At 56.2% G+C, this 21,674-nt stretch carries 16 protein-coding genes; 9 read left to right on the forward strand and 7 right to left on the reverse strand.

Annotated features, from left to right (window positions below):
* Window positions 1-92: 92 nt before the first annotated feature.
* The 3 genes from hutH to HMPREF2993_RS09335 all read right to left on the reverse strand — a co-directional run bounded on the left by hutH (window position 93) and on the right by HMPREF2993_RS09335 (window position 3,944).
* The gene (gene hutH, locus HMPREF2993_RS09325; RefSeq protein ID WP_070702046.1) at window positions 93-1,646 is read right to left on the reverse strand and encodes a histidine ammonia-lyase; all 1,554 of its coding nucleotides are present in this window, start codon (window positions 1,644-1,646) and stop codon (window positions 93-95) included.
* A gap of 185 nt (window positions 1,647-1,831) precedes the next feature.
* Window positions 1,832-2,560: an IclR family transcriptional regulator gene (locus tag HMPREF2993_RS09330; RefSeq protein WP_070702048.1), complete on the reverse strand. Its 729-nt coding sequence runs from the start codon at window positions 2,558-2,560 to the stop codon at window positions 1,832-1,834.
* A 37-nt stretch (window positions 2,561-2,597) separates the two neighbouring features.
* Window positions 2,598-3,944, reverse strand: coding sequence for a YjiH family protein (locus HMPREF2993_RS09335; protein ID WP_070702050.1), 1,347 nt, complete (start codon window positions 3,942-3,944; stop codon window positions 2,598-2,600).
* Window positions 3,945-4,312: 368 nt separating this feature from the next.
* On the opposite strand from HMPREF2993_RS09335, the gene HMPREF2993_RS09340 reads away from it, so the two are divergent.
* From HMPREF2993_RS09340 to HMPREF2993_RS09375, 8 genes are all read left to right on the forward strand, one after another.
* Window positions 4,313-5,725 carry an amino acid permease gene (locus HMPREF2993_RS09340; protein ID WP_070702052.1) on the forward strand — a complete coding sequence of 471 codons (1,413 nt, stop codon included), beginning with the start codon at window positions 4,313-4,315 and terminating at the stop codon, window positions 5,723-5,725.
* A gap of 2 nt (window positions 5,726-5,727) precedes the next feature.
* A complete protein-coding gene (gene hutG, locus HMPREF2993_RS09345; RefSeq protein ID WP_070702054.1) occupies window positions 5,728-6,690 on the forward strand; it encodes a formimidoylglutamase in 963 nt (320 codons plus the stop codon).
* Between the two features lie 101 nt (window positions 6,691-6,791).
* On the forward strand, window positions 6,792-9,548 hold the full coding sequence (locus tag HMPREF2993_RS09350) for a Z1 domain-containing protein (RefSeq protein WP_141758285.1): 2,757 nt from the start codon (window positions 6,792-6,794) through the stop codon (window positions 9,546-9,548).
* Window positions 9,548-10,543: a PD-(D/E)XK motif protein gene (locus HMPREF2993_RS09355; RefSeq protein WP_070702058.1), complete on the forward strand. Its 996-nt coding sequence runs from the start codon at window positions 9,548-9,550 to the stop codon at window positions 10,541-10,543. The genes HMPREF2993_RS09350 and HMPREF2993_RS09355 overlap by 1 nt, the downstream gene beginning before the upstream one ends.
* Window positions 10,544-10,548: 5 nt before the next feature.
* Window positions 10,549-12,543 carry a hypothetical protein gene (locus HMPREF2993_RS09360; RefSeq protein WP_070702060.1) on the forward strand — a complete coding sequence of 665 codons (1,995 nt, stop codon included), beginning with the start codon at window positions 10,549-10,551 and terminating at the stop codon, window positions 12,541-12,543.
* Window positions 12,536-13,441, forward strand: a complete 906-nt coding sequence (locus HMPREF2993_RS09365) for a hypothetical protein (protein WP_070702062.1) — start codon at window positions 12,536-12,538, stop codon at window positions 13,439-13,441. The genes HMPREF2993_RS09360 and HMPREF2993_RS09365 overlap by 8 nt, the downstream gene beginning before the upstream one ends.
* Window positions 13,442-14,230, forward strand: a complete 789-nt coding sequence (locus tag HMPREF2993_RS09370; protein ID WP_070702064.1) for a DUF6339 family protein — start codon at window positions 13,442-13,444, stop codon at window positions 14,228-14,230.
* Window positions 14,223-15,506, forward strand: a complete 1,284-nt coding sequence (locus HMPREF2993_RS09375) for an ATP-binding protein (protein WP_070702066.1) — start codon at window positions 14,223-14,225, stop codon at window positions 15,504-15,506. The genes HMPREF2993_RS09370 and HMPREF2993_RS09375 overlap by 8 nt, the downstream gene beginning before the upstream one ends.
* On the opposite strand, the gene dcm is transcribed toward HMPREF2993_RS09375, so the two are convergent.
* Window positions 15,503-17,458 (reverse strand): DNA cytosine methyltransferase, encoded by a 1,956-nt coding sequence (gene dcm, locus HMPREF2993_RS09380; protein WP_070702090.1) that lies wholly within the window; start codon window positions 17,456-17,458, stop codon window positions 15,503-15,505. The two genes, HMPREF2993_RS09375 and dcm, sit on opposite strands and share 4 nt — an antisense overlap.
* 433 nt (window positions 17,459-17,891) lie before the next feature.
* Window positions 17,892-19,127, reverse strand: coding sequence for an MFS transporter (locus tag HMPREF2993_RS09385; protein ID WP_070702069.1), 1,236 nt, complete (start codon window positions 19,125-19,127; stop codon window positions 17,892-17,894).
* Between the two features lie 106 nt (window positions 19,128-19,233).
* Here HMPREF2993_RS09385 and HMPREF2993_RS13915 point away from each other — a divergent pair, with 106 nt between their 5' ends.
* Entirely contained in the window at window positions 19,234-19,761 is a 528-nt protein-coding gene (locus HMPREF2993_RS13915) for a hypothetical protein (RefSeq protein WP_246822420.1), read from the forward strand.
* A 92-nt stretch (window positions 19,762-19,853) separates the two neighbouring features.
* Here HMPREF2993_RS13915 and HMPREF2993_RS09395 read toward each other — a convergent pair whose 3' ends face one another.
* Both HMPREF2993_RS09395 and HMPREF2993_RS09400 read right to left on the reverse strand, forming a co-directional pair.
* Window positions 19,854-20,645, reverse strand: coding sequence for a hypothetical protein (locus tag HMPREF2993_RS09395; protein ID WP_246822422.1), 792 nt, complete (start codon window positions 20,643-20,645; stop codon window positions 19,854-19,856).
* Window positions 20,646-20,767: 122 nt separating this feature from the next.
* On the reverse strand, window positions 20,768-21,643 hold the full coding sequence (locus HMPREF2993_RS09400; RefSeq protein ID WP_070702073.1) for a DNA primase: 876 nt from the start codon (window positions 21,641-21,643) through the stop codon (window positions 20,768-20,770).
* Window positions 21,644-21,674: the final 31 nt, after the last annotated feature.

A 21,674-nucleotide genomic window follows, 5' to 3' on the forward strand; every position in this document is an offset into this window, starting at 1 on the left:
ACGACCAGCAGGTCTGCACTTCCAGGTCTGCATTTTTGGAAATAAGACGGCAAGAGAAGGCCCCATGGCACATGCCATGGGGCGGGAGGTGTTTAGCGCAGCGTGCCGACGGCCCCCTCTACCGCAGCCACCAGTGCGCCTTCCTTGACTAGTCGCACGGTCTCTTCAATCTCCGGGGAGAGATAGCGGTCGGTGCCTGGGCCCTGGACGGTCTGGCGCAAGGCGTCGATGACCGCGCCAGTGCCCTTGGCCGGCTGGCCCTCGCGCATATCGATGGCGCGGGCGGCGGTGAGGATTTCAATGGCGAGGACGCGCTGCAGACCGTCGACGGCCTTGCGCAGCTTGCGGGCACCCGACCAGCCCATGGAAACGTGGTCCTCCTGCATGGCCGAAGACGGGATGGAATCCGCCGAAGACGGGTTGGCCAAGCGCTTGAGTTCAGAGACGATGCCCGCCTGCGCATACTGCGCGATCATGTGGCCGGAATCCACACCTGGGTCATCGGCCAGGAAGGCGTTGAGGCCGCGGTTGCGGGCAACATCGAGGAAGCGATCGGTGCGGCGCTCAGAGATGGAGGCCAGGTCAGCCACGACGATGGCCAGGAAGTCCAGCGCATAGGCCACCGGCGCGCCGTGGAAGTTGCCGTTGGAGACCACGCGCCCGTCCTTGGCCACCACCGGGTTGTCGACGGCCGCGGCCAGCTCGCGCTCCGCAACCGTTGCTGTGTGCGCCACGGTATCGCGGAAACCGCCAGCCACCTGCGGCGCACAGCGCACCGAGTAGGCGTCCTGCACCTGCTTCTTCTTAAATTCCTCGAGAGCGGCCGCGAGAATCTCCGAGCCCTCTGCGACCTGCAGGATATTGGCCGCAGCATCTGCCTGGCCTGGGTGCGGGCGCAGCTGCTGCAGGTCATCGGCAAAGACCACCAAGGTACCCAGCAGGCCCTCCACCGTCATCGCGGTGGCGATATCGGCGGTCTTGGCCAGCTCACGCAAGTCTGTAATGGCCAGGCAGAGCTGGCCCAGCATGCCATCGGTGCCGTTAATCAGTGCTAGGCCTTCCTTTTCCCGCAGCTTGAGCGGCTCGATACCCGCAGCGGATAGGGCTTCCGCGGCCGGGGTGACCTCGCCGCCATCAACGCGCACCTCGCCTTCACCGAGCAGTGCCAGTGCGCAGTGCGCAAGCGGTGCAAGGTCACCGGAGCAACCCAAGGAACCGTATTCGCGGACCACCGGGTGGATGTTGGCGTTGAGGACCGCAGCATAGGTTTCCGCCACCACCGGACGCACGCCAGTACGCCCAGTGCACAGGGTGGACAGGCGCAGCAGCATGAGCGCGCGAATGACCTCTTGCTCAACCTCCGGGCCCGTGCCTGCTGCATGCGAGCGCACGAGCGAAAGCTGCAGCTGCGCGCGCATCTCCTCCGGAATGTGGCGGCGCGCTAGGGCGCCGAAGCCGGTGGAAATACCGTAGACCGGGGTCGGATCCTGGGCCAGTTCCTCGACGCGCTCGCGGGTCGAGGCGATTTCCGCCAGGGCGTCCTCGGAAATTTCCACCTTCGCGCCGTAGCGCGCAACGGCCACGACCTCCTCGATGCTCAGCGCACCGATACCCACGGTCACGGTGGAGGGATAAGAATTAGACATGTAAGGCTCCTTCGACGTCGCTGCGTTGCCCACGCCCCACCACCCACGTGGAAGGGAGGAAGGCACGCGAAAACACGTACTTGCTTTCACAAGAATAGATAAATAGTGATACGCGCGACAGCCTTACGCGTTGCGCTCATAGTACAACAGGCTGCCCGGCGCGCCAATACTCCGGGCACCAGCTGTTAGCGGCGCCCGTACATCCTCTCCGCCACCTGCTGCGCTGCCGCGTGCAGTTGCTGTGCGACGTCGGCGGCGTCGGCAGTCCCCACCGGGAAGGTCACCGCCAGCGCCGCTGCTGGCCTGCCCACGTGGTCAACCACCGCCACGCCTACCGACGCCTGCCCGCGCGCAACCACCTCAACCTCTTCAGCCCAGCCACGCTCACGTACCTGGCGCAAGATCTCCTTGTATTCCCCAAAACCTAAGGACCCCGGGATATAGGCTGCGCGCCATTCCGCCTCCGGGAGCAGGGCCAGCATCGCCCGCCCGGAGGCCGTGCGCTGTGCTTGCAACCGCACCCCCTTCTCCGTGACCAGTGACAGCGCCCCCGGAGCGCGCACCTCGTTGAGGTAGAGAATCTCCGTTCCCGCTAAACGCGATAAATGTCCCGAGCCCCCGACGCTGCTGGCAATCCGCTCAAGGTGCCCCTGGGTAGCACGCACCAGGGGCTGCTGCGTGGCATAAGCAGCCGCCATCGAGTAGGCAGCAAGCCCCAACCCATAGGTTTGGTTCTCCGGCAGATGCACCACGAAGCCGGCATCCACCATCTCTTTAAGCAGGTGGTAGGTGGATGAGCGCGGCAGGTTCAGCTCGCTGCGGATGCGCGCGGCGGAAATCGGCACGTCGATGGTAGACAGCAACCGGAGGATCTCCAGCGCATTGCGCGCCGCCGGGACTCGGGAGGTACTCATGGGCCCACATTCTAATAAGCCCTCGTGTAAGCCCCAGCTAAGTCACCAGGAAGGCAATCGGCGTCGCAATGATGATAGTCAGCACCACGCGCTCGAACCAGATGACCACAATTTGCCAGAGCTTGATCGGAATCTTGGTGGCCAAGATGCACGGCACCAGCGCGGAGAAGAAGATGATGGCGGAGATAGCTACCACGCCAATAACAAACTTGAGCACCATGCTCTCAGAGCCCGCCACGGCCGTCGCCGGCAGGAACATCTCCGCAATGCCCATGGCCGCGGCCTTGCCCGCCAGCTCCGGTTCCGGCAGCTGGACAAGCCACGCGAACGGGTAGAACAGGTAACCCAGCCAATCGAAGAGCGGCGTGAAGTTAGCCAGCAGCAGGCCAATCAGGCCCACAGACATGATGGAGGGCACAATCGCCGACGCCATGCGCACGCCATCGCGCAGGTTCTCCCAAATGGCAGCGCCCAAAGACGGCGCGCGGTCCAGCGCCAGCAGCGCCTCACGCCACGCGGCCTTAAAGAAATTGCCCTTCACTGGCTTTTCCGGGTCCGGTTGCACGCCGTCTACGTAGTCGTCGGGAATCCTGCTCAGCGGCGGAATCCACACGGTAATCGCCGTAACCAGGAAGGTCACCACGAGGGAGACACCGAAGTAGATGCCCCACATATCCATAAGGTCGAGCTGCTTGGCGACGATCACCATGAACGCCGCCGAGACCGTCGAGAAGCCCGTTGCGATGATGGAGGCCTCACGCGCGGTATAGCCGCCGCGCTGGTACACGCGGTCAGTAATGAGGATTCCCAAAGAGTAGGAGCCCACGAAGGAGGCCACCGCGTCGATGGCGGAGCGCCCCGGTGTGCGCCAGAGCGGGCGCATGATGGGCTGCATGAATACGCCCACGAATTCCAGAAAGCCGTAGCTGATGAGCAGGGCTAGGAATGCGCCGCCAATGGGCACGATAAGCCCGACGGGCGTGGCAACCGAATTCCATAGGAAGGGCACAACGTCCTCGTTGCCCAAGACTCCAGGAAGGGTTCCGATGACCATAAGGAAGGAAACCACCAGGCCCACCACATTGAGAACTGTAAAGACCGCCTGCAACGGACCCTCCTGCCAGTTCTTATTCACGATACTGCGCACCGTGCCATAGAGCGCCAGTGCCAGGATGAACCACGGCACGAAGGCATCGGCATAGGTGCGGATGATGGTGACCATGTGGTCAAGCGGGATGGATTTCTTTCCGTCATAACTAATGGGAAAGAAGAATACGAAAGCGCCGATAGCGCTGTAGACGAAGAGGCGCCAGATCCCCTTCTTGGAGGGCACGTCATCCTCGTTCTCGTAGAAGGCGTCAACGATTGCGTCTTCAGAGTTCATGTTCTACCTCACGGTGGTGGAAACGACACGTCATTAGCACGGCCACACGCGCGTTCTGTTGAAGGAACGCACCAAACAAACACACGTCAACTCAAGACGGCGAGTGTTTCTAGCCATGCCCACGCGACAGCCACACGCAGGTCCTCCACATACTAGCGACACCGTCCTTAAATGTCACACAGGTCACCCCCACACGCGGAATGAGGCACCCACCATAGCGTGCGAACAACTCACCCCACCACCAAATTGACCCCACGTCTCAACTAGAGGAAAGTAGCTCCCAGACCCACTCGCACCAACCACTCCCCTCATTCGCGGTGCTAGAACCAACTAGCGCCCGCACAGGGGACAGAGGAGGACGCATCCCCGTGGCAGAAACCACCAAGCGCGCTGGTTTGAAACACCGGCACCTGCACTTCATCGCCTTAGGCTCGGCCATCGGCACCGGCCTGTTCTACGGCTCTGCCGGCGCCATCCAAGCCGCCGGCCCCTCGGTCCTCTTGGTCTACCTCCTCGGCGGGGCCGTGGTTTATTTCCTCCTGCGCGCACTCGGTGAGATGTCCGTGCACCACCCCGTTACCGGCTCCTTCGCCGAATACGCCCGCACTTTCTTAGGCCCCTGGGCCGGCTACATCACTGGCTGGATGTTCGCCTTTGAGATGGTCATCGTGGCCCTGGCAGATCTCACCGCCATCGGCGTCTACATGCAATTCTGGTTCCCCGGCTCGCCCAAGTGGGTGTGGGTCGCCGCCACACTGCTTCTCGTCGGCGGCGCCAACCTCGCCACCGTCAAGGCTTTCGGCGAGCTGGAATTCGCCTTCACCATCGTCAAGGTCGGCGCGGTCATCGCGATGATCTTAGGTGGCGTGGCCGTCTTGGTCTTCGGCCTCTCCACCGCGGAGACCACAGGCCCGGCCAACCTCGTCAACGATGGCGGCTTCTTCCCCAACGGTGTCTCCGGCATGGTCGCCTCCTTCATCCTGGTCCTCTTTGCCTTCGGCGGCACGGAAATCGTCGGCGTGGCCAGCGCGGAGGCCGAAGACCCCGCCAAGTCCGTGCCGAAGGCCGTCAACACCATCCCGGTGCGCATCCTGCTGTTCTACGTCCTGGCCATCCTGGTCATCCTCATGATCAACCCCTGGCGCAGCATCACCGGTGAGGAAAGCCCCTTCGTCCAAATCTTCTCCACCCTCGGCGTCACCTGGGCTGCGGCCGCCCTCAACGTCGTCGTCATCACCGCGGCGGTGTCTGCCATCAACGCGGATCTCTTCGGCGCCGGCAACGTCCTTACCGGCCTGGCACGCCAGAACCTCGCACCCAAGGTCATGGCCAAAAAGACCCGAGGTGTGCCGGTCATGACCATGATCATCCTGCTCATCGTCATGATCATCGGCACCGGACTCAACGCGCTCATCCCGGATAACGTCTTTGAGGTCATCGCCTCCCTGGCCACCTTTGCCACCATCTACGTGTGGCTGATGATTCTGCTCGCCCACGTGGCCTCCCGCCGCCAGATGCCACCCGAAGAACGCGCCAGCCTGAAATACACCGTCCCCTTCTGGCCCTGGGGCCAATACTTCTCCATCGCCTTCATCATCTTCACTTTTGGCATCATGGTGTGGCAGGAGCAATACCGCCCGGCACTCGCCACGGGCGTTATCTTCATCCTCCTCATGACCGGCATCTTCTACCTCACCGGCCGCCGCAGCGCCGCCGCGAGCACCCCACAAGAAGCAGACCGGCAAGAAACAACCACACAAGGAACAGACGCGAAAGGATAACCATGAACACCGTTGATGCCCCCGCCTACTCCCCTGCCCCCGAGTGGTCCGGCCGCTCCGACGGCCCAGGCCCCGAGCATGCGCGGTGGCACAGCGTAGTTCGCCCGCTGGACGTCGCCAAGCCCCAGGCAGAACCCGGCGTCGCACTCCTGGGCTTCGCCTCCGACGAGGGCGTGGAGCGCAACCATGGCCGCCCCGGCGCGGCTGCGGGCCCGGCCGCACTGCGCACCGCCCTGGGTTCCCTGGCGCTGCACCATACGCATCCGCTTTACGACGCCGGCACGATCACCACCCAAGGCACCGACCTGGAAGGCTCCCATGCGCGCCTCTCCGACGCAGTGGAGACACTCTCGCGCGCCGGGCACCTGCCCATCATCCTCGGCGGCGGCCACGAGACAGCCTTCGGCTCCCACCGCGGCGCCTTCCGCGCCCAGGGCCCACTGCAGATCATCAACCTGGACGCGCATTTCGATCTCCGCACCGCGGACGTGCCCACCTCCGGCACCCCGTTCAAGCAGATTTCTGAGCTGGTCGGCCGCGAGGACTTCGACTATTCCGTCCTGGGTATCTCCCGTCCCAACAACACGCCCGTGCTTTTCGACGAAGCCTCCGCCCTCGGCGTCACCGTCGTCCTCGACGAGGAACTACTCAACATGGACCGCGCCGAACTGCGCGAAACCGTCGAGCGCATCTGCGCCGGCACGAAGCCCATTCACCTTTCCATCGACCTCGACGTGCTGCCTGCCGACCAGGCACCTGGTGTCTCCGCCCCCGCCGGCCTCGGTGTGCCGGTGAGCATCATCCGCGAACTCGCTCTGAGCATCGCCGCCACGGGACGTCTCGCGCTTGTCGACGTCGTCGAGCTCAACCCCACCTTCGACACCGACAACCACACCGCCAAGCTGGCCGCGCGGTTGATTGATGACATCGTGACGGCGCACTTTTCTGCCCAAGATAAAAAATAAGCTTCCTTTTAAATAAGCGAAATTCCGTTTCCCTCGGAGAATAGGCACTAGGAAAGTTAAACTATATTCGTACTTTCTAGCTGTCTATATGGAGGGCAACTGTGTCAGATATTGAGCCAGAAATCCGTGAACGAACAATCGATCGGTTGCTCGACGACATACGCATATCAACACGCGCCGGAAGATCACTTCAACGCACAATTGAAGGGTTTAGAGATAGCCCCTATTATTCACTGCCCGATGAACTTATTGAAGAAGCTAGGATGCGCTTCCTTAGAGCTGAAGGGAAGATCTCGCGTTTCGAGCGCGTAGATTCCTTGACAGATAAGGAAACTGAAACCGGAAAATGGTACGACGGCACAGACTCGGGTGACTATGTTTATTGGCCGCATGTACGTGAGGTTTTAAGGCCGAAACTGGGCGATGCGCTCGAAGAAGTGAACCTCTCTGCTGACAAGGTTCTGTCTTCGCTTCGCCCACCTGGAGAAACTGAGTTCGACGTCCGCGGACTCGTCCTCGGCTTTGTTCAGAGCGGTAAAACCACAAACTTTATCTCCCTGATTTCCAAGGCAGCGGATGTTGGCTACCGGCTAATCATCGTTCTGGCCGGCATGACCGACAATCTGCGCCGTCAAACTCAAGAGAGACTTGAAGAACAGCTGGTAAACGATAAAACTCCTGGCTGGGTCAAGCTCACAACCATTGACTCGGACTTCAATGCCGCCCAGTTCAAGGCGAATAATCAAAACGCCAATACGCTTCTCAGTAGCCCTGATAACCGACTCATCGCCGTTGTGAAAAAGAATGGTCATATCCTCCAAGGCCTAAACAACTTCTTAAAGCACGCAGGGATCATCGTCGATGAGCTCCCAATCTTGGTTATCGATGACGAATCCGATCAAGCAAGTATCAACGTCTCTAAACAAGCGGCGTTCGAGGTATCGCGAATCAATGCTCAGATTCGGACTTTGCTGCGTAACCGCAAGACTGCCTATGTGGCATATACGGCCACTCCGTTTGCAAATATCCTGATCGATCCGAACGACACGAGCGATCTTTATCCACGCGACTTCATTCATGTCCTACCTCGCCCAAAGGGCTACTTTGGAACAGAAGCTCTCTTCGGCCGTCCCCCACTTTCTGGCGACGAGGACGACGAAGTTGAGGGGCTCCCCATGATCCGGACGATTCCCGTTTCGGAGATTGAAGCAACACGACCGCCAGGCAGTAAGAAGGCATTCGAGGAGTGGTCCCCCTATATTCCGGATTCACTTGATGAGGCACTACGTTGGTTCATTCTGGCTACCGCCGCACGTAGGGCGCGCGGACAGTCAGACTCTCATTCCTCCATGCTGATTCACACGGCTGTCCGTACACAAGCCCACGAAGACCTGCACAGGCTCATCACAAACCACGTCCGCGTGCTTAAGTCACACTGGGAAGAAGAGAGCGCAATCGAGTCGTTCCGCGAGCTCTGGAATGAAGAGACGCTTCTTGTTCCCGCCTCACGCTTTGGCTACAGTTCGTATTCCTTCGACGAGGTCAAAGAGTTCATTCCGCAAGTATTCAATGACGTAGAAATTGTCATGGATAACGGCGTCTCCGCGGATCGCTTGGTTTACAAGGAAGGCGAAGCTAAAACCGTCATCGCTGTTGGCGGCAACACTCTCGCACGTGGTCTAACGCTTGAGGGGCTTGTATGTAGCTACTTCGTTCGCACTGCAACCGCATACGACACCTTGCTCCAGATGGGCCGTTGGTTCGGTTTTAGAAATGGTTACGCGGATCTTCCTCGTATCTGGATGACAGAGGAACTCGAGACGTGGTTTAGAGACCTTGCGCTCGTCGAGGCTGACCTACGCCAAGACTTGGCTCGTTACGCCTCCGGCGGAGAAACTCCCCTGACCTATCAGGCACGAATCCGCGTTCACCCAGCTATGGAAGTCACGGCGAGGGCAAAACAACAGAGCTCGCGGCCAGCATCCGTCAGCTACTCGGGCCGAAAGGTTCAAACGATCCTCTTCCGCCACAAGGATCGTGTTTGGCTTGACAAAAACCTAGCTGCAGCAAAGCAACTCGTGTCAACGATTCTTACCGATGGTGCCCAAGAACAGAAGAAATCTAACGGGACAACAGTGTTCAAGAACGTTCGCCCAGAATCAGTCGTCGATTTCCTTGACTCCTACACCATTTATGAGGAGTCAATCCTCGGCAGGAAGAATGCTGAACTGCTCAAAAACTACATTCGCAACGAGCACAAGACTGGCTCTATTAGATCGTGGGATGTTTCCTTCTACGGCAAGGGAAAGGTTGATCCGGCTAAGACCATTGATTTAGGGCTAACTGATGAATTAGCGCTCATCAACCGTTCACAAATGGTCGTCAATTCAAACGACCAAGTCGCGAATATCAAAACGCTGGTCGGCTCATTGGATCGCCTTAACTCAGTCGACTTGGAGCCGTCGGAGATCAAACCACTGGTTGACAGCATCGAAGCCCAGGACTCAACGTCTGAAAACAAGCTACTAAAGGTATATGAAGAACATGTCGGCCAAGACGTAGCACACCTAGCTATCTACGCAATCGATCCCGAGTCAACGACGACGCAAAGCCGAGACTACGTCCATAAGACCGGCTCGCGTCAAGGGAAGAGAATCGCTCCCAAGAATCGCCGAAAAGATCTTGACGCTGTAAGTACCCCAATCGGAATCGGTATCTTCTTCCCTACTTCAAGTAATCCTGACCCCGAGGCCGAATATGTGTCTACTCAAGAATACGTCGAAGTAGAGACAATGCAGCAGGTTGAAGCTGCAGAAGAAGAAGCGCTCGCTGTACAAAGCAAAGAAAGCGACGACTAATGCCAGCACTAGATAACGCCGAATACCTGTTCAAGGCTCTCTCGCCCAATGACTCTGTCCTCAGTATCAATGAAGAAGTCACACTGGAAACGGGAGTTCAGCTAGAAACCGGTTCGGTCTTGTGTTTCTCTGACTATAACGGGCATATTGGCTTGATCATCCCGGCTGACGCCGATCAGTTCGAGCGATTTAATGAAGACAGAAAAAGCCGCGCTATTCAGCTAACCCGCCGAAAGAGCCAGGCCCGAGGTGAAGTAACGCGCTATCAAGCGCGCCTCATTCTAAGGGACCACAACCAACGGGCGGTCTTCTATGCATTTGCTGACAAAGTCCTCGAATTCCTCGACGGCAACCCCTCTGCAAAGATTTCCGATGTCGCCGCACTCCTTGCCCGTTGGCGTTCTTTCTTCTCCGGATCTTCTGGTTTCTCGATCGACTCCAGCGTTGAGCTCGGTCTACTCTGTGAGCTTGAAGTGCTCCTTCAGCTCCACGAAGATCGAGTTCCCCAAGCAGTCGAGGCATGGTACGGGCCGTTTGGCGACCGCCACGATTTCGTCCTCCCAGACGTCGTTCTTGAATGCAAAGCATCCGAATCTTCCGAGCGCATGCAGCTTACAATCCACGGTGCTCAACAACTTGAGCCAGTTAGTGGAAAACCACTCCGGCTAATCTTCCGCAGATACCAGAGGCACCCTGACGGAGGTCTCTCAATTCCCTCTCTTGTGGAAGAGCTACAAACCTACCCTTCCTTTAACGTCGAAGCATTTTTGGAGCGTCTCTCGAAACTAGGAATCGATGTCTTTAATCCTCAACATCGAGACGCATTTAACCATTTCTTCGCGGTCGATGTACATGAATTCGACATCACTGATGAATTCCCAAAGGTTGTGGTTGAGAATTCCGACGAACGAATTCAAAATCTTCAATACAACATCGACTTGGCCGGCCCCTCTTCTGTACCCGGCTACCAGGAGAAACCCCAGTACATTCGGTAGAGCACATGACTTTTCACCACAAGAAACCGTTCGACCCTTCCGGCGACGTCTATGCAAACTCTGTCACGCGAACGATGAAGAGCCAAGCGCTCTCCGCTTGGGACATGTTTACCCGCGAGGCACTCCAAAACAGCTGGGATGCACGCGACCAGACTTCTCAAAAAGACGGTGTGACTTTCGCCATCGATTACGTCGAACTCAATCCCGAACAAGTGCAGACCTTAGACAAAGACGTATTCGGCGCCGACTACTCAGGTATCCCTAGACTTGAAGAGGCTTTTGCCTCAGGAAAAATGTCTGCTTTGTGTGTCAGCGACTCAGGAACTCATGGTTTGCGAGGACCAAGCGTTGCCACGGCAGCCACAGACGGCCCCACCGATTTCAACTCATTCATCCGCAATATTGGACGAAGCGATACTAAAGAAATTGCCGGTGGAACCTATGGCTTCGGCAAAGGCGTCTTTTTCATTGCAAGCACAGTCCAAACAATTGTCGTGTACACCCGCACAACCGATGAAAAGGGACGCCGAGTCAACCGCCTCATCGCTATGGCAAATGCCGATGACTTTTTCGAAGATCAAGTTGCTTACACAGGAAGGCATTGGTGGGGTGAATACGCCGTAGAAGAAACTGGCGCTGACAGAACAGAGTTTGCAGAACCTTACACCGAAGAAACTGCAGACAAGATTGCTGCAGCCCTCGGAATCGACTCGTATTTCACTGATGAGCGGTCTACAGGTACCACCATTATGATCCTTGAGCCAGATCTCTCTGTCCAAGAACAAGATGGATGCTCATCAGAGGCCCCGCAGCGGGAAGTAATGAAACAGATCTCGCGATCTTTAACCCGGTGGGCTTGGCCCCATATGCTCAAAATCGATACTGGTATGGACCCAATCGAGTTTTCGGTTTCATACAAGCGCGAGCAGATTAGGATTCTTCCCCCTGATGAAGACTCGGCACTTAAGCACTTTGTAACCGCATACTACGAAGCACTTAGTGACATAGAAATCCCTCCTAACAAATGGGAACGACGGCATTTCAGACGCATTGCTACAATTGCTGCGTCTCGACCCAAGAAGACTCTGGGGGTGTTGTCTTTAATCGACCTCGTAGAGGGAATCCCCGAAAACAGAACTTTGCTTGACCGCGACATCTCCAGTCATGTGGCAACGATGCGCAAGCCAAGGATGATCGTCGAGTATTACAAGGCCCCAGAAAGCAGCACCGGGAAGCCCTACTGTGGGGTGTTTATCGCAGATGATGAAGCAGACGTTGTTTTTGCACGAAGCGAACCGGCTGCCCATCACCAATGGAACTATGAAACGTTAAAGAATGAAACTCCTCTGTTACAGGAATTCTGGGGCAGCTTGAACAACCCAGTGAGCATCTTCTTCACGAAGATGAAGGACTTGATCAAAAGTGTTGATCCCGGAAGCTTGAAGAACACGAAAAGCCAGCATTTCAGGTCGGCTACAAAGCTCTCCGAATCTCTTGGCTCACTTATCGCGAATGCCCAAGGAGCCACTGGCAACAAAAGTTTCATCTCCCCGCAACCACCGAAGAAAAAGAGCAAGCGAGCTTCGAAGACACGGGGCCGTTTCGATAGCCAAGTGGTGAAGATGAAGAACACGGATTCCGGAACAGTAGTATCCTTCCGCGTGGCTGCAACAGTGCCCAAACATCTCCTACCTGCGAGTGTTACGATTTCGCCGACAGTTAACTCCGACAGAGGTGATATCCGTTCAGCACTTTCTCAAATGGGCGCGCAAGTTCCGGAAGTCCTCTCTTTGAGGGAGTGCGACAGCCCTGATACTCCCAGTGACCCCTCGACTACTAGTATCGTTGAAGAATCAGTAGCTGCCATGCTCGAAAAAGATCACGTCGAATTCCTAGTTGATGTTTTTCAGCCTTTTGACACTGCTATATCTCTCAATATCGAATTCGAATACAACACCGACAAGAATGTAGCCGTCTTTGGAGGCGCGTCCGATGAGTAACGCAATCAGCTTCGGCTACCAACGCCCAACTTCACAATGCGTTGAAGTAATTCGTCTTGCAATAATCGTCGATGACGAGGAGTTTAACTCTGAAACGACATCCTTCCCGACATGGGACTATGAATCGACAGTCAGCATCGTCGCCGAGATAGACGTTGACTTAGAGCGTCTAGCAAAGGAGTCTGGCTATGTTTCCTTTGCCGCAGAGGAGGATTTCCCCGTTTTCTCGCTACTGGCGAGCTGGTCATCGAATAAGACTAAGCAACGAGGGTCTAGTCCCCGCCAAGTCTTGGAAAACGGCCGAAACGTCATTGAGCATGAGATTGATAATTCTCTACTCGGCGGTGAGCTGCATTCCGCTCTTCAAATCGACTTGTTGAAACCAGGCGTGGCGTTCGAAGACGCAGTGGTTGCCACGCGCCCTGGCTCGAGGCTTTGGGCCAGCGACGTTTTGCGAGTGCGACTCGAGGGTAATTCAGCACAAATGCCGCTCATCCCAGTCAACTTCACCGATGCTCGAATCGTTCCCCAACACGCAATGTGGAGAATAGATATCTCCCCTGATCTGCTTCGTCCCGTACAAGCAGGCATGCAAGTCTACATAAACACTGGCCATCCGCTAGCTCTTCGCATGCTCGAGAAAGACTCAGGTAAAGAAAAGAGCCTCTGGAATGCTTCTCTGAATGCTGACGTCATCACACGAATGCTCCTACATGCAGATGGATTAAATGAGATTGAAGGCTTGGAAGATAATCCGCTCTTCCCAGGCTCCTTAGCTGAATCAGTTTTGAATCTAGCTCAAGCGCTTTTTCCACAAACACCCTTTGAAGACATTCCTGCCGACCCTGCTCTGGTCTTTGCAACTTCTCAGGCTCTAGCTTTTAAGGACATCAAGTAAATGTCGTCGATCAGCTACTACCCACGCCTCAATAACACCTACGCGATGATGCTCATCAGTGAGTACTCATCTAAAAAATCCCCAGCTGAGCTCTCTGCCTTCGCAGCTACTTCGAATGAGATGGCATTCTACGATGCATCCGCTACCGAGCGAGTTACTGACTCAGAACTTAAACAGCTGCGGGAAGAACTCTATGCTTTGGCAGTAAAGAACGGATTTCCTGAAGCACTCAAACCTGCTGCAGTTCGTAACTTCGATCAACCCGCTTCAGAAATCCTCGATCGACGAACGGAACTTCTGCCAGCTGAAGCTGCTAATCAAGAGATATGGAGTTTTCTTACCTTAATCTTGCTCCCTGATATCGCAGCTTGGCGCTACCCCAATACGCAAAATAAGATCGATTTCGAGCGCTGGTTGGGCACTGAACGAAATGTTTTCCGGAAGCTTTGGTGGCGGCAAGCGACGCTGGGAGAGTCACTCAACGAACTCGTCGGCGAAGATGAAGCGGTCGGCATCATGGAGCGTCCTGGGCTTTCCGGGAACGCATTCGTTGCCCGCGCAATCGTACGAGCATTTGATGCCGTTTACAAGGACTTTTCTGACCTCGGAAGGTCAGACGTAATGCGCGCTGTCATGGTAAGCGTGAGGCGTCTTGTGCCCTTGCTAAACTTTGAGTTCTATACAGAAGATGAACTGTATGAGCTTCTTAAAGAAGTCGCACACAACGCATGCGTAAATTACGCAGAAAGCAAAAAGGTAGAACGAGGTAGTAGTCAAACGAATGACTAAGCAAGTTTCTGTTGCTCCCTCAGCGCGCCGTCTAACTACATCGCTACGAGATATCGGATACAGCTTTGAATCCGCAGTGGCTGACATCGTTGACAACTCAATTGCCGCAGGTGCAACTCTTGTTGAGATATCGATTACTTTTGATGGAAAAGATTCATCAGTCGTGATTAAGGACGACGGTGACGGCATGAACGTCGACGCCATCGACGAAGCAATGCGCTTTGGAAGTCGGCGTTCATATGTCAATCAGGACTTAGGACGATACGGGCTCGGACTAAAGACCGCTTCCCTGTCCCAATGCCGCCGTGTATCAGTAATCAGCAAATCTGAATCCGCAGAGATCCAGGGACGAATCTTAGATCTTGATTTCATACAATCGATTGACGATTGGGTGACCCTAGACCACAGCGATGAAGAATACGTGCGCGAACAAGCAATTCATTTTGTGGGAGGCAGCGGCACGGTTGTCATGTGGGAAAAGCTCGATCGACTTCTTCCGATCAAGTCACCTGAAAGCGGCTGGGCACGCCGACGAATCGAAGGCTTAGTCCCGAAGGTATCAGCCTATCTTTCAATGGTTTTCCATCGATTTCTTTCTGGGGAGGCCTATGCTAAAACGCGTATCAAAGTAAATGGCGTCGAATTGCAACCTTGGGATCCATTCGCGCGAATTGAGCCCGGGACAAAGCAGCTCGAGACTAATGAATTCGAAATCGAGCATGAAGACAATACGGGCACGGTTACTTTAAAGCGCTATTTACTACCGCAAAGAGATGACTTTAGTTCTCGGGAAGCCTTCGAGGAAGCCTCCGGAATCGATCGGTGGAATAAGCAACAAGGCCTCTACATTTACCGAGCTGATCGCCTCGTGCAATGGGGTGGATGGTCCAAGATCAGGACCATTGACGAGCACACTAAGTTGGCACGCGCCTCCGTAGATTTTGGTACGAATTTGGACGACGCATTCAACATTAACGTTGCCAAAATGCGCGTGAACCTTCCCAGCCAACTACGCAAAATGCTCTCAAGGCCCGTAAACGAGCTTTGTATTGCAGCTGATGCAGCTTATCGCCGAGCCAATGCGCAAAAGCACAAGGAAGAACAAACGGATGCTGCGCTTAACCCCGATTTTGGTGGCGCGGAATCTGGTGAGGCGATCGGGCTTGCACTTCGCACTGCCGCAGCAAGCACTGGCAATCTAGAGGCGCTGACAGCAATTTCAGATCTGCTAAAGAAGGAGATGCCTGAATTAGCTCGGCATCTCGGCTTCGATTAAAAGAGTGGCTGCTGCCCTTCATGAGATTTCTTCGCATGAGCGCACCACGTTTGTAGCGGACAGTCCCCACACCGAGGACTGTCGCCGACACAGATGGTCCGCGCTACCTCGAACAGCGCGAGGTGAGCGCCACGAGACTGCTCGTTCAACCCAAGAAGCCGGCCGATACTGATTCGTCCATCAGTACCTTTGTTTCTAGATTCGACGTCCTCGCCTTGAAAACGTGAAGTTACCCGTAAAACCCCTTTTGCGACGATTACTGGTTCTTCACTGTTCCCCTCTTGTCGAGGATCTGTCGAGCTCAACTCCAAAATGTTTCGTAGGCCTGGATTTATCGAAGGAAAATCTTTCTCCTCGATATGCGCCGCCCAAAAGCCCTTAGGGTTGCTATTTATTTCGGAGACTATGCTACGGAACTTTTCCCTTCGCTTTTCGAATCGGGGTCCCTGAAATACTCCAAGAAGAGTATCAACCGTTTCTTTAGGAATTCCCGACTTTAAAGTTGGGCCCTTGAGCTGTTTGATTAGGCCCCAAATCATTGCGCTTTGGCCTACCATTCCTCTTTCAAGGAATATCTCACAGACCAAAACCTTCCACCGGTCGCCTTCACGCATCCACGGCCACACCAGTTCACTTTCTGGACGTTTCTTGTACCATTCCGCAAGCGCTGATGATGTCTGTATTGCGTTGTATGGCTTGGCAGCACCTTTCTCCAGAGAATTCAGCACTGCCTGCCCAAGAACCTCGCCGAGCCTCACCGGCACCGCGTTCCCTATCTGTTTGAAAGCAGCACTCGGTGGTCCACTAAACCGGAAGTCGTCAGGGAATGTCTGCAACCTTGCAGCTTCCCTTACCGTTAGCGTTCGCGATTGGCGAGGATGGATGTACCCATATCCGTCCTTAGCAATATGAGCGGTAATGGTTCGTGAAATGTCGTTTTCATCTAAACGCTTGTACTTGTCATCGTAAATATCTGACCGATACCTTTTGAGATGATCCGGCAAGTCTGAGTACTTGGTTTCTGAGGTCATCATTTCGAAGGCCATTCGATCATCCTCGCGGACGGGGCGGGTGATGTGGTCGAAGAGCTTGCCGGAATCTTCTGCGGCTACGCCGCTACGGATATATTTCTGGAAGCTAGTTTTAGGGCCCTCGTAGGGAATCCAGCCATCTGCACCGCCCTCGGGGCGCCAACCACCTTCTACCTCTGGCATATCTCCGATGGCGTTCCAAACCGTAACCTTGTTAGTTGTTTCAGCAGGCCAATCGAAGTGCACACCATCTCGTAAAGCAATCAGAATGTAGCGATGTCGGAATTGGGGCACGCCATAACGCCATGCCTCAATCACTTTGCTCTCAACGCTGTAGCCGATCTGCTCAAGCTCTTCAATCATGCTTCGCATGATGAACATTTCTTCATCCAAGGCGATATCAGGAACATTTTCCATAACAACCGCCTTCGGCCGTGCAAGCATTACTACCTCAAGATAAGCTCGCCAAAGGTTTCGGCGTTCATCTATAGGATCACGGAGTCCCCGCTCAACCAAATGACGAATACCGTTCCGGCCGGCCTTCGAAAAGGGTTGGCATGGCGGGCCACCAGCTAAGACATCAATCCCGGCTTCTTGAATGACATGCGCGACACGCTCAACGCTTTCCGCATCTGAAAGATCCCATGGCGCGGAAATGCCTGGGAAACGTGCCGCATGAGTTTCGACCGCATAGTCATAGTGATCTACGCCCAGCACGACTTCGACCCCAGCGTTAGTAAGTCCTTGGCTTAGGCCGCCAGCGCCAGAAAACAAATCAGCACCAAGTATCGCCCCAGCCTCACGGCGTTGAGCACAATATGCAATGAGCTGTTCAATCGTTTCACAGTGGTCCGGATGCTTAGGTAACTTCACATACGGGCCGCGAATTTGTTTAACGGCATACTCATCTACAGAACTCACACAGAACAATTTACCCAGCGAGATGCTATTTTCCGCATTCAAATTCGGTGATGCTTGATGCACCCCACGCGACCAGGCCATTCATACTCACCCGCCCACTACCCCCTCTAAAAATCCCTACTCTCCCGCCCGCTATCCCTTCTAAAAATCACAATCTACGAAGTTGACGCCGTTATCACCATAAATTAAGATTTCCTTAGCAGATTAAGAAAAGATTAGTCTCTGATGCCTTGGTGCAGAAGTGTGGAGGACGGTCATGGGAGCCGCGAGCGAGCGCAGCCGGAAGGGGTGGAGCCGCCCTGATAACGGTTCTGGAACTTCCATCTATGGCTTTACGCGTTTTCGGGAGCGCAGCTTCAAGACTGGCACGACCCCTCGCTGGGCTGCGTGCAGCAAGAAAGTGCGCCGCACTCACTAGATAGAGCCACGCCTATTAGCGCCGTGGGCGGTAGCGGCGGCGCAGACCCCGCAGGACACCTTTCCTCTCCCCCAGGGTGTCGCGACCAAATATCCACGCCACAACACCTGCCACGGCGACAACCGCGCAGAAGCCAAAGGCTGCTTCAAATCCGTACTTATCCGCCAGCAGTCCAATGACGATGGGGCCCAGGATTTGCCCGAAATCGCCTGCCATCTGAAATGTCGACAGCACCTGGCCGCCCGAGCGCTGCGAACCAACGATGTCTGCCACGGCCGCCTGCTGCGAAGGGGCGATAAGGCCTGAAGCGGCGCCCGACAGGGCGGAGAGGATGAGCAGGGAAACGATGTTCGTCGCCAAGCCCAGTGTTCCAACGAACAAGGCAGACCCCACGAGACCCGCCACGATGAGTGGACGGCGCCCCACGCGGTCGGACCAGGAGCCGGAGAACTGCAAGACGATGGCGTTGCCCGCGGCAAAGGCCGCCAATGCAATACCCGACGCGGATGCGCCGTTGGCAAAGATCGCAGCAGCGAACAGCGGTAGAACGGCTACGCGCACGCCCATGTTGATCCAGCCTTGGGCGAAGTTTGAGGTCAGCACTGCACGATAAGCAGTGTCCGCCCAGGCCTCCTCCAAGCGCATCGGCGGGAGGCTGCGTCGGCTCTCATCAGCCTTGGACACAGGCGGCATGAGGCTCCACACGACGAGCGCCGCAATCGCCACGCCGACACCGTAGATAAAGAAGGGCCAGCGGAAGCCCAGGAAGGAAAGGCTCGCGCCAACGAGAGGGCCGATGACGTTACCGAGGAGGAAGGACGTGGCATAGGTGGCCGAACAGCGCCCGCGGATGCTGGGTGGGGCGAGGCGCACAATGAGCCCCATGGCCGCGACGGTGAACATCGTGGAACCAATGCCGGCGATAGTGCGCAAGGCGACGATCTGCCAGTACTCCTGCGCCACGCCCACGAGCCCGGTGGTGACCGCTACGGTAAGCAGTCCCGTCACATACACCCTGCGCGTACCTACGCGGTCGATGAGAAAGCCCGCAGCGGGGGCAAAGATGAGACGGCTGGCAGAAAAGACGGAGACAACCAGACCGGCCGCGGCCATCGAGACATCAAAGCTGACGATGAACTGCGGCAGCAGCGGCGCGATGAGACCATAGCCCAAGGCAATGATGAACCCGGCGGTGACCATGACCCAGATTTCCCGCGGGATTTTAACCTGCGGTGCTGCAGTATTTTTCATATCGCCACTCACTGTAGCCCATCACGTCAAATGACCGAACGCTTACTCGCACAGCTGTTCGGATCTGTGTGCGGTGATGTCCGTGCCTACTCCTAGTGTGTGGGCCATGAAGAACTACAGCAGCATTCACCAGTCCGTTCAGTCCACTTTCCCGGCCGACGTGAGTAAGAGCGAACTCACCACTGAGATCCTCTACCACCACCATGACACTCTTCGCTCCATCGAGAGCATCATCCGTCACCCACGCTCGCTCGCGCGACCCACTCCGCAATGGCGGCCGCCATCAAAGGTGTTGCCACCAGTGGACATACAGGGTGGCGAATCATTACCGCTGACCTTTACTGTCTCGCGCCACCGCGTGGGCGAGCGCGCCAAGGCTCGCGTATTGGGCTACGGCGAAAGGCGCGTGCCGTCCTACCTCATTACGGTGCGCATCACCGACCCCACCGGCCGCCCGGTTTCCCCTTCGTTGGCGGAAGCATGGGTGCGGGCCTTAGTCCCAGAGGAGCTCGTCTCCGCAGTGCATGAAATTTCCAGCAGCAGCGCGGCCACATTTGTGTGGCTGGTGGATAGCGCTTATACCCCGGTGCATTCACCGCTCTCCCTCTTCGAGGGCTTCAGGCAAGCCGCCTAATACACACCTTGCCTCTGACTCATGCGGGTGTAACCCGAGTCGTCGGAGCTGCGCAGCTTTGAGAGCTCTTAGTGCTTTTAGAATTAGTGCTTTTAGAAGTAGCGCTGCATCCGGCCCAAGAGGTTGCGGGGCGGTTCCTCATCAAGAGAAAGCGTGAACCTGTCCTGTGTTAAAACGCGATCACGGGATGGGCGTGTCTCCGGAGAGTCATAAAGGCGGAGGATGGGCTGCGGCGCAAAGCGAATAGCTACGCAGACTACGAGTGCCGTGAACGCCTTATCAATCAGGTCCGAGCTCAAGCTCTGCAAAAGAACGGCGAGGCGCTCATCGTGCAGAATCAACTCCCACAGTGCCATGAGCTTAATGGGGCCACTCTGCCCATACTCCCCGGGCAGGAGCAAAGTACACATCGTGGTCAACAGTCCGGCAACTATCCCCACACCAGCGCCGGTGAGCATCATGACCAGCATCCGATTAAAGGCACCGCGACGCGCCAGCCAGCCAAACAGGTAGGCCACCACCAGAGCTACCGGTAGGTACACCAAGAGCAACGGGTTGTTGATGCTGGCCAAACACGCAGTCAAGAGCGCCGTGCCCATTCCCAAGACGGGCCCGTAGATAATTGCCACGAATGCCGTACCCATCATGTCCAGATACAAGGGCACGTTCGCGTTGAAGATCAACGATGACAACAACAAATTGACCGCCACCGCCAGCAATGGATTGAAAAGCGCGTGATGCCCTAGAGAACGCCACTGTGCGGCAAGGAAGAGGAGTGCGCCGAGCAGGGTCAGGCACCACACACTGCTGGAGAGGACGGAGCCAAAAACATAGTCCCCGCTACCGTAGTTCGAATTCAGCGACAGGACCCAAGCCAGAGCCACGCACACTAGTGCGGAGCCAACACACAGATGTTGGCTCCGAGATGCCTTCTTGTCCGGCATGTGTTTTGGTTGCTCCTGATTACCGTAGGGAAAAGTACGCACCTACCCTACCCCGGGAACTTTTAGTCCTCAGAGTCACCGTCGCAATCGGCGTCCTCTGCTTCGTCCTCGTCGTAGTCCTCGTCCTCGTCATCATCGTCGTCGAAGAGAACGTCGTCCTCGTCTTCATCGTCGGCGCCGAAGATGTCATAGACCTCAGGCTCGTCGAAGTCAGAGTCATCGATGCTCACCAGCTGGGCTTCCCAGTCCAGGGCTTGATCAGAAACCAGGCTCAGCACGTCAAAGAGGCGGTCGAAGTCAGTGTAGGTACCCAGTTCAAGGGCCTCGGCGGGAACCTCGATGATGGGGGCTAGCCCGCCGTCCTCGTCTTCCGCATCACCGAAGATGGCAACGCGCTCTTCCTCACTCATGTCCTCCGGGCTATCAAATTCCCAGAGCTTGCTGATTGCTTCGTCTTCCAGCTCGTCGAGCTCCTCCTCGTCAAAGTCGAAGGAGAGGAAACGCACGACCGCGCTCGGGACGCCGTCGATGGTCTCCACCAGCACGCGCAGCTCCGAGTCGTTGGCTACCTCCGCCACGACGAGGTTCGGGTTGAACTCATCCTGGAGAAACTCCAACTCAGCGATGCGTTCATCGGTGCCCTCCAGCAGGTCACGCAGCACGGTTACCACCTGGTCGGTGGCGATGTGACGCGACACAGCCTCGACGGCATCCTCCACGGAGAACGCCACGGAAACTAAAACGGCCTCGAAGTCTTCATCGTCTTCATCCACATCGGCTGCGGCAATGTAGACGTTGGCCGCCGGCAGGATGGGGTCAATTTCCACAAACTGGATTTCCAAATCGGAGGTGATGGGCACGAACATCACATCGTCGTTGACGCGGGACTCAATGCCCTCCCCGTCCAGCGCAGAGGCGATATCTTCAAAAAAGCTCATGTGATTAACATCCGTCCATGTGGGAGTCTCA

The sequence above is a fragment of the Corynebacterium sp. HMSC068G04 genome (assembly GCF_001814885.1).
Taxonomy (GTDB): Bacteria; Actinomycetota; Actinomycetes; order Mycobacteriales; family Mycobacteriaceae; genus Corynebacterium; species Corynebacterium hiratae.

Coding starts and splice junctions, on each gene's coding strand:
- HMPREF2993_RS09370 (WP_070702064.1), top strand. CDS start 13,442: ATGTCGTCGATCAGCTACTACCCACGCCTCAATAACACCTACGCGATG.
- HMPREF2993_RS09400 (WP_070702073.1), bottom strand. CDS start 21,643: ATGAGCTTTTTTGAAGATATCGCCTCTGCGCTGGACGGGGAGGGCATT.
- HMPREF2993_RS09360 (WP_070702060.1), top strand. CDS start 10,549: ATGACTTTTCACCACAAGAAACCGTTCGACCCTTCCGGCGACGTCTAT.
- HMPREF2993_RS09330 (WP_070702048.1), bottom strand. CDS start 2,560: ATGAGTACCTCCCGAGTCCCGGCGGCGCGCAATGCGCTGGAGATCCTC.
- HMPREF2993_RS09375 (WP_070702066.1), top strand. CDS start 14,223: ATGACTAAGCAAGTTTCTGTTGCTCCCTCAGCGCGCCGTCTAACTACA.
- HMPREF2993_RS09335 (WP_070702050.1), bottom strand. CDS start 3,944: ATGAACTCTGAAGACGCAATCGTTGACGCCTTCTACGAGAACGAGGAT.
- HMPREF2993_RS13915 (WP_246822420.1), top strand. CDS start 19,234: ATGAAGAACTACAGCAGCATTCACCAGTCCGTTCAGTCCACTTTCCCG.
- HMPREF2993_RS09355 (WP_070702058.1), top strand. CDS start 9,548: ATGCCAGCACTAGATAACGCCGAATACCTGTTCAAGGCTCTCTCGCCC.
- HMPREF2993_RS09365 (WP_070702062.1), top strand. CDS start 12,536: ATGAGTAACGCAATCAGCTTCGGCTACCAACGCCCAACTTCACAATGC.
- hutH (WP_070702046.1), bottom strand. CDS start 1,646: ATGTCTAATTCTTATCCCTCCACCGTGACCGTGGGTATCGGTGCGCTG.
- hutG (WP_070702054.1), top strand. CDS start 5,728: ATGAACACCGTTGATGCCCCCGCCTACTCCCCTGCCCCCGAGTGGTCC.
- HMPREF2993_RS09385 (WP_070702069.1), bottom strand. CDS start 19,127: ATGAAAAATACTGCAGCACCGCAGGTTAAAATCCCGCGGGAAATCTGG.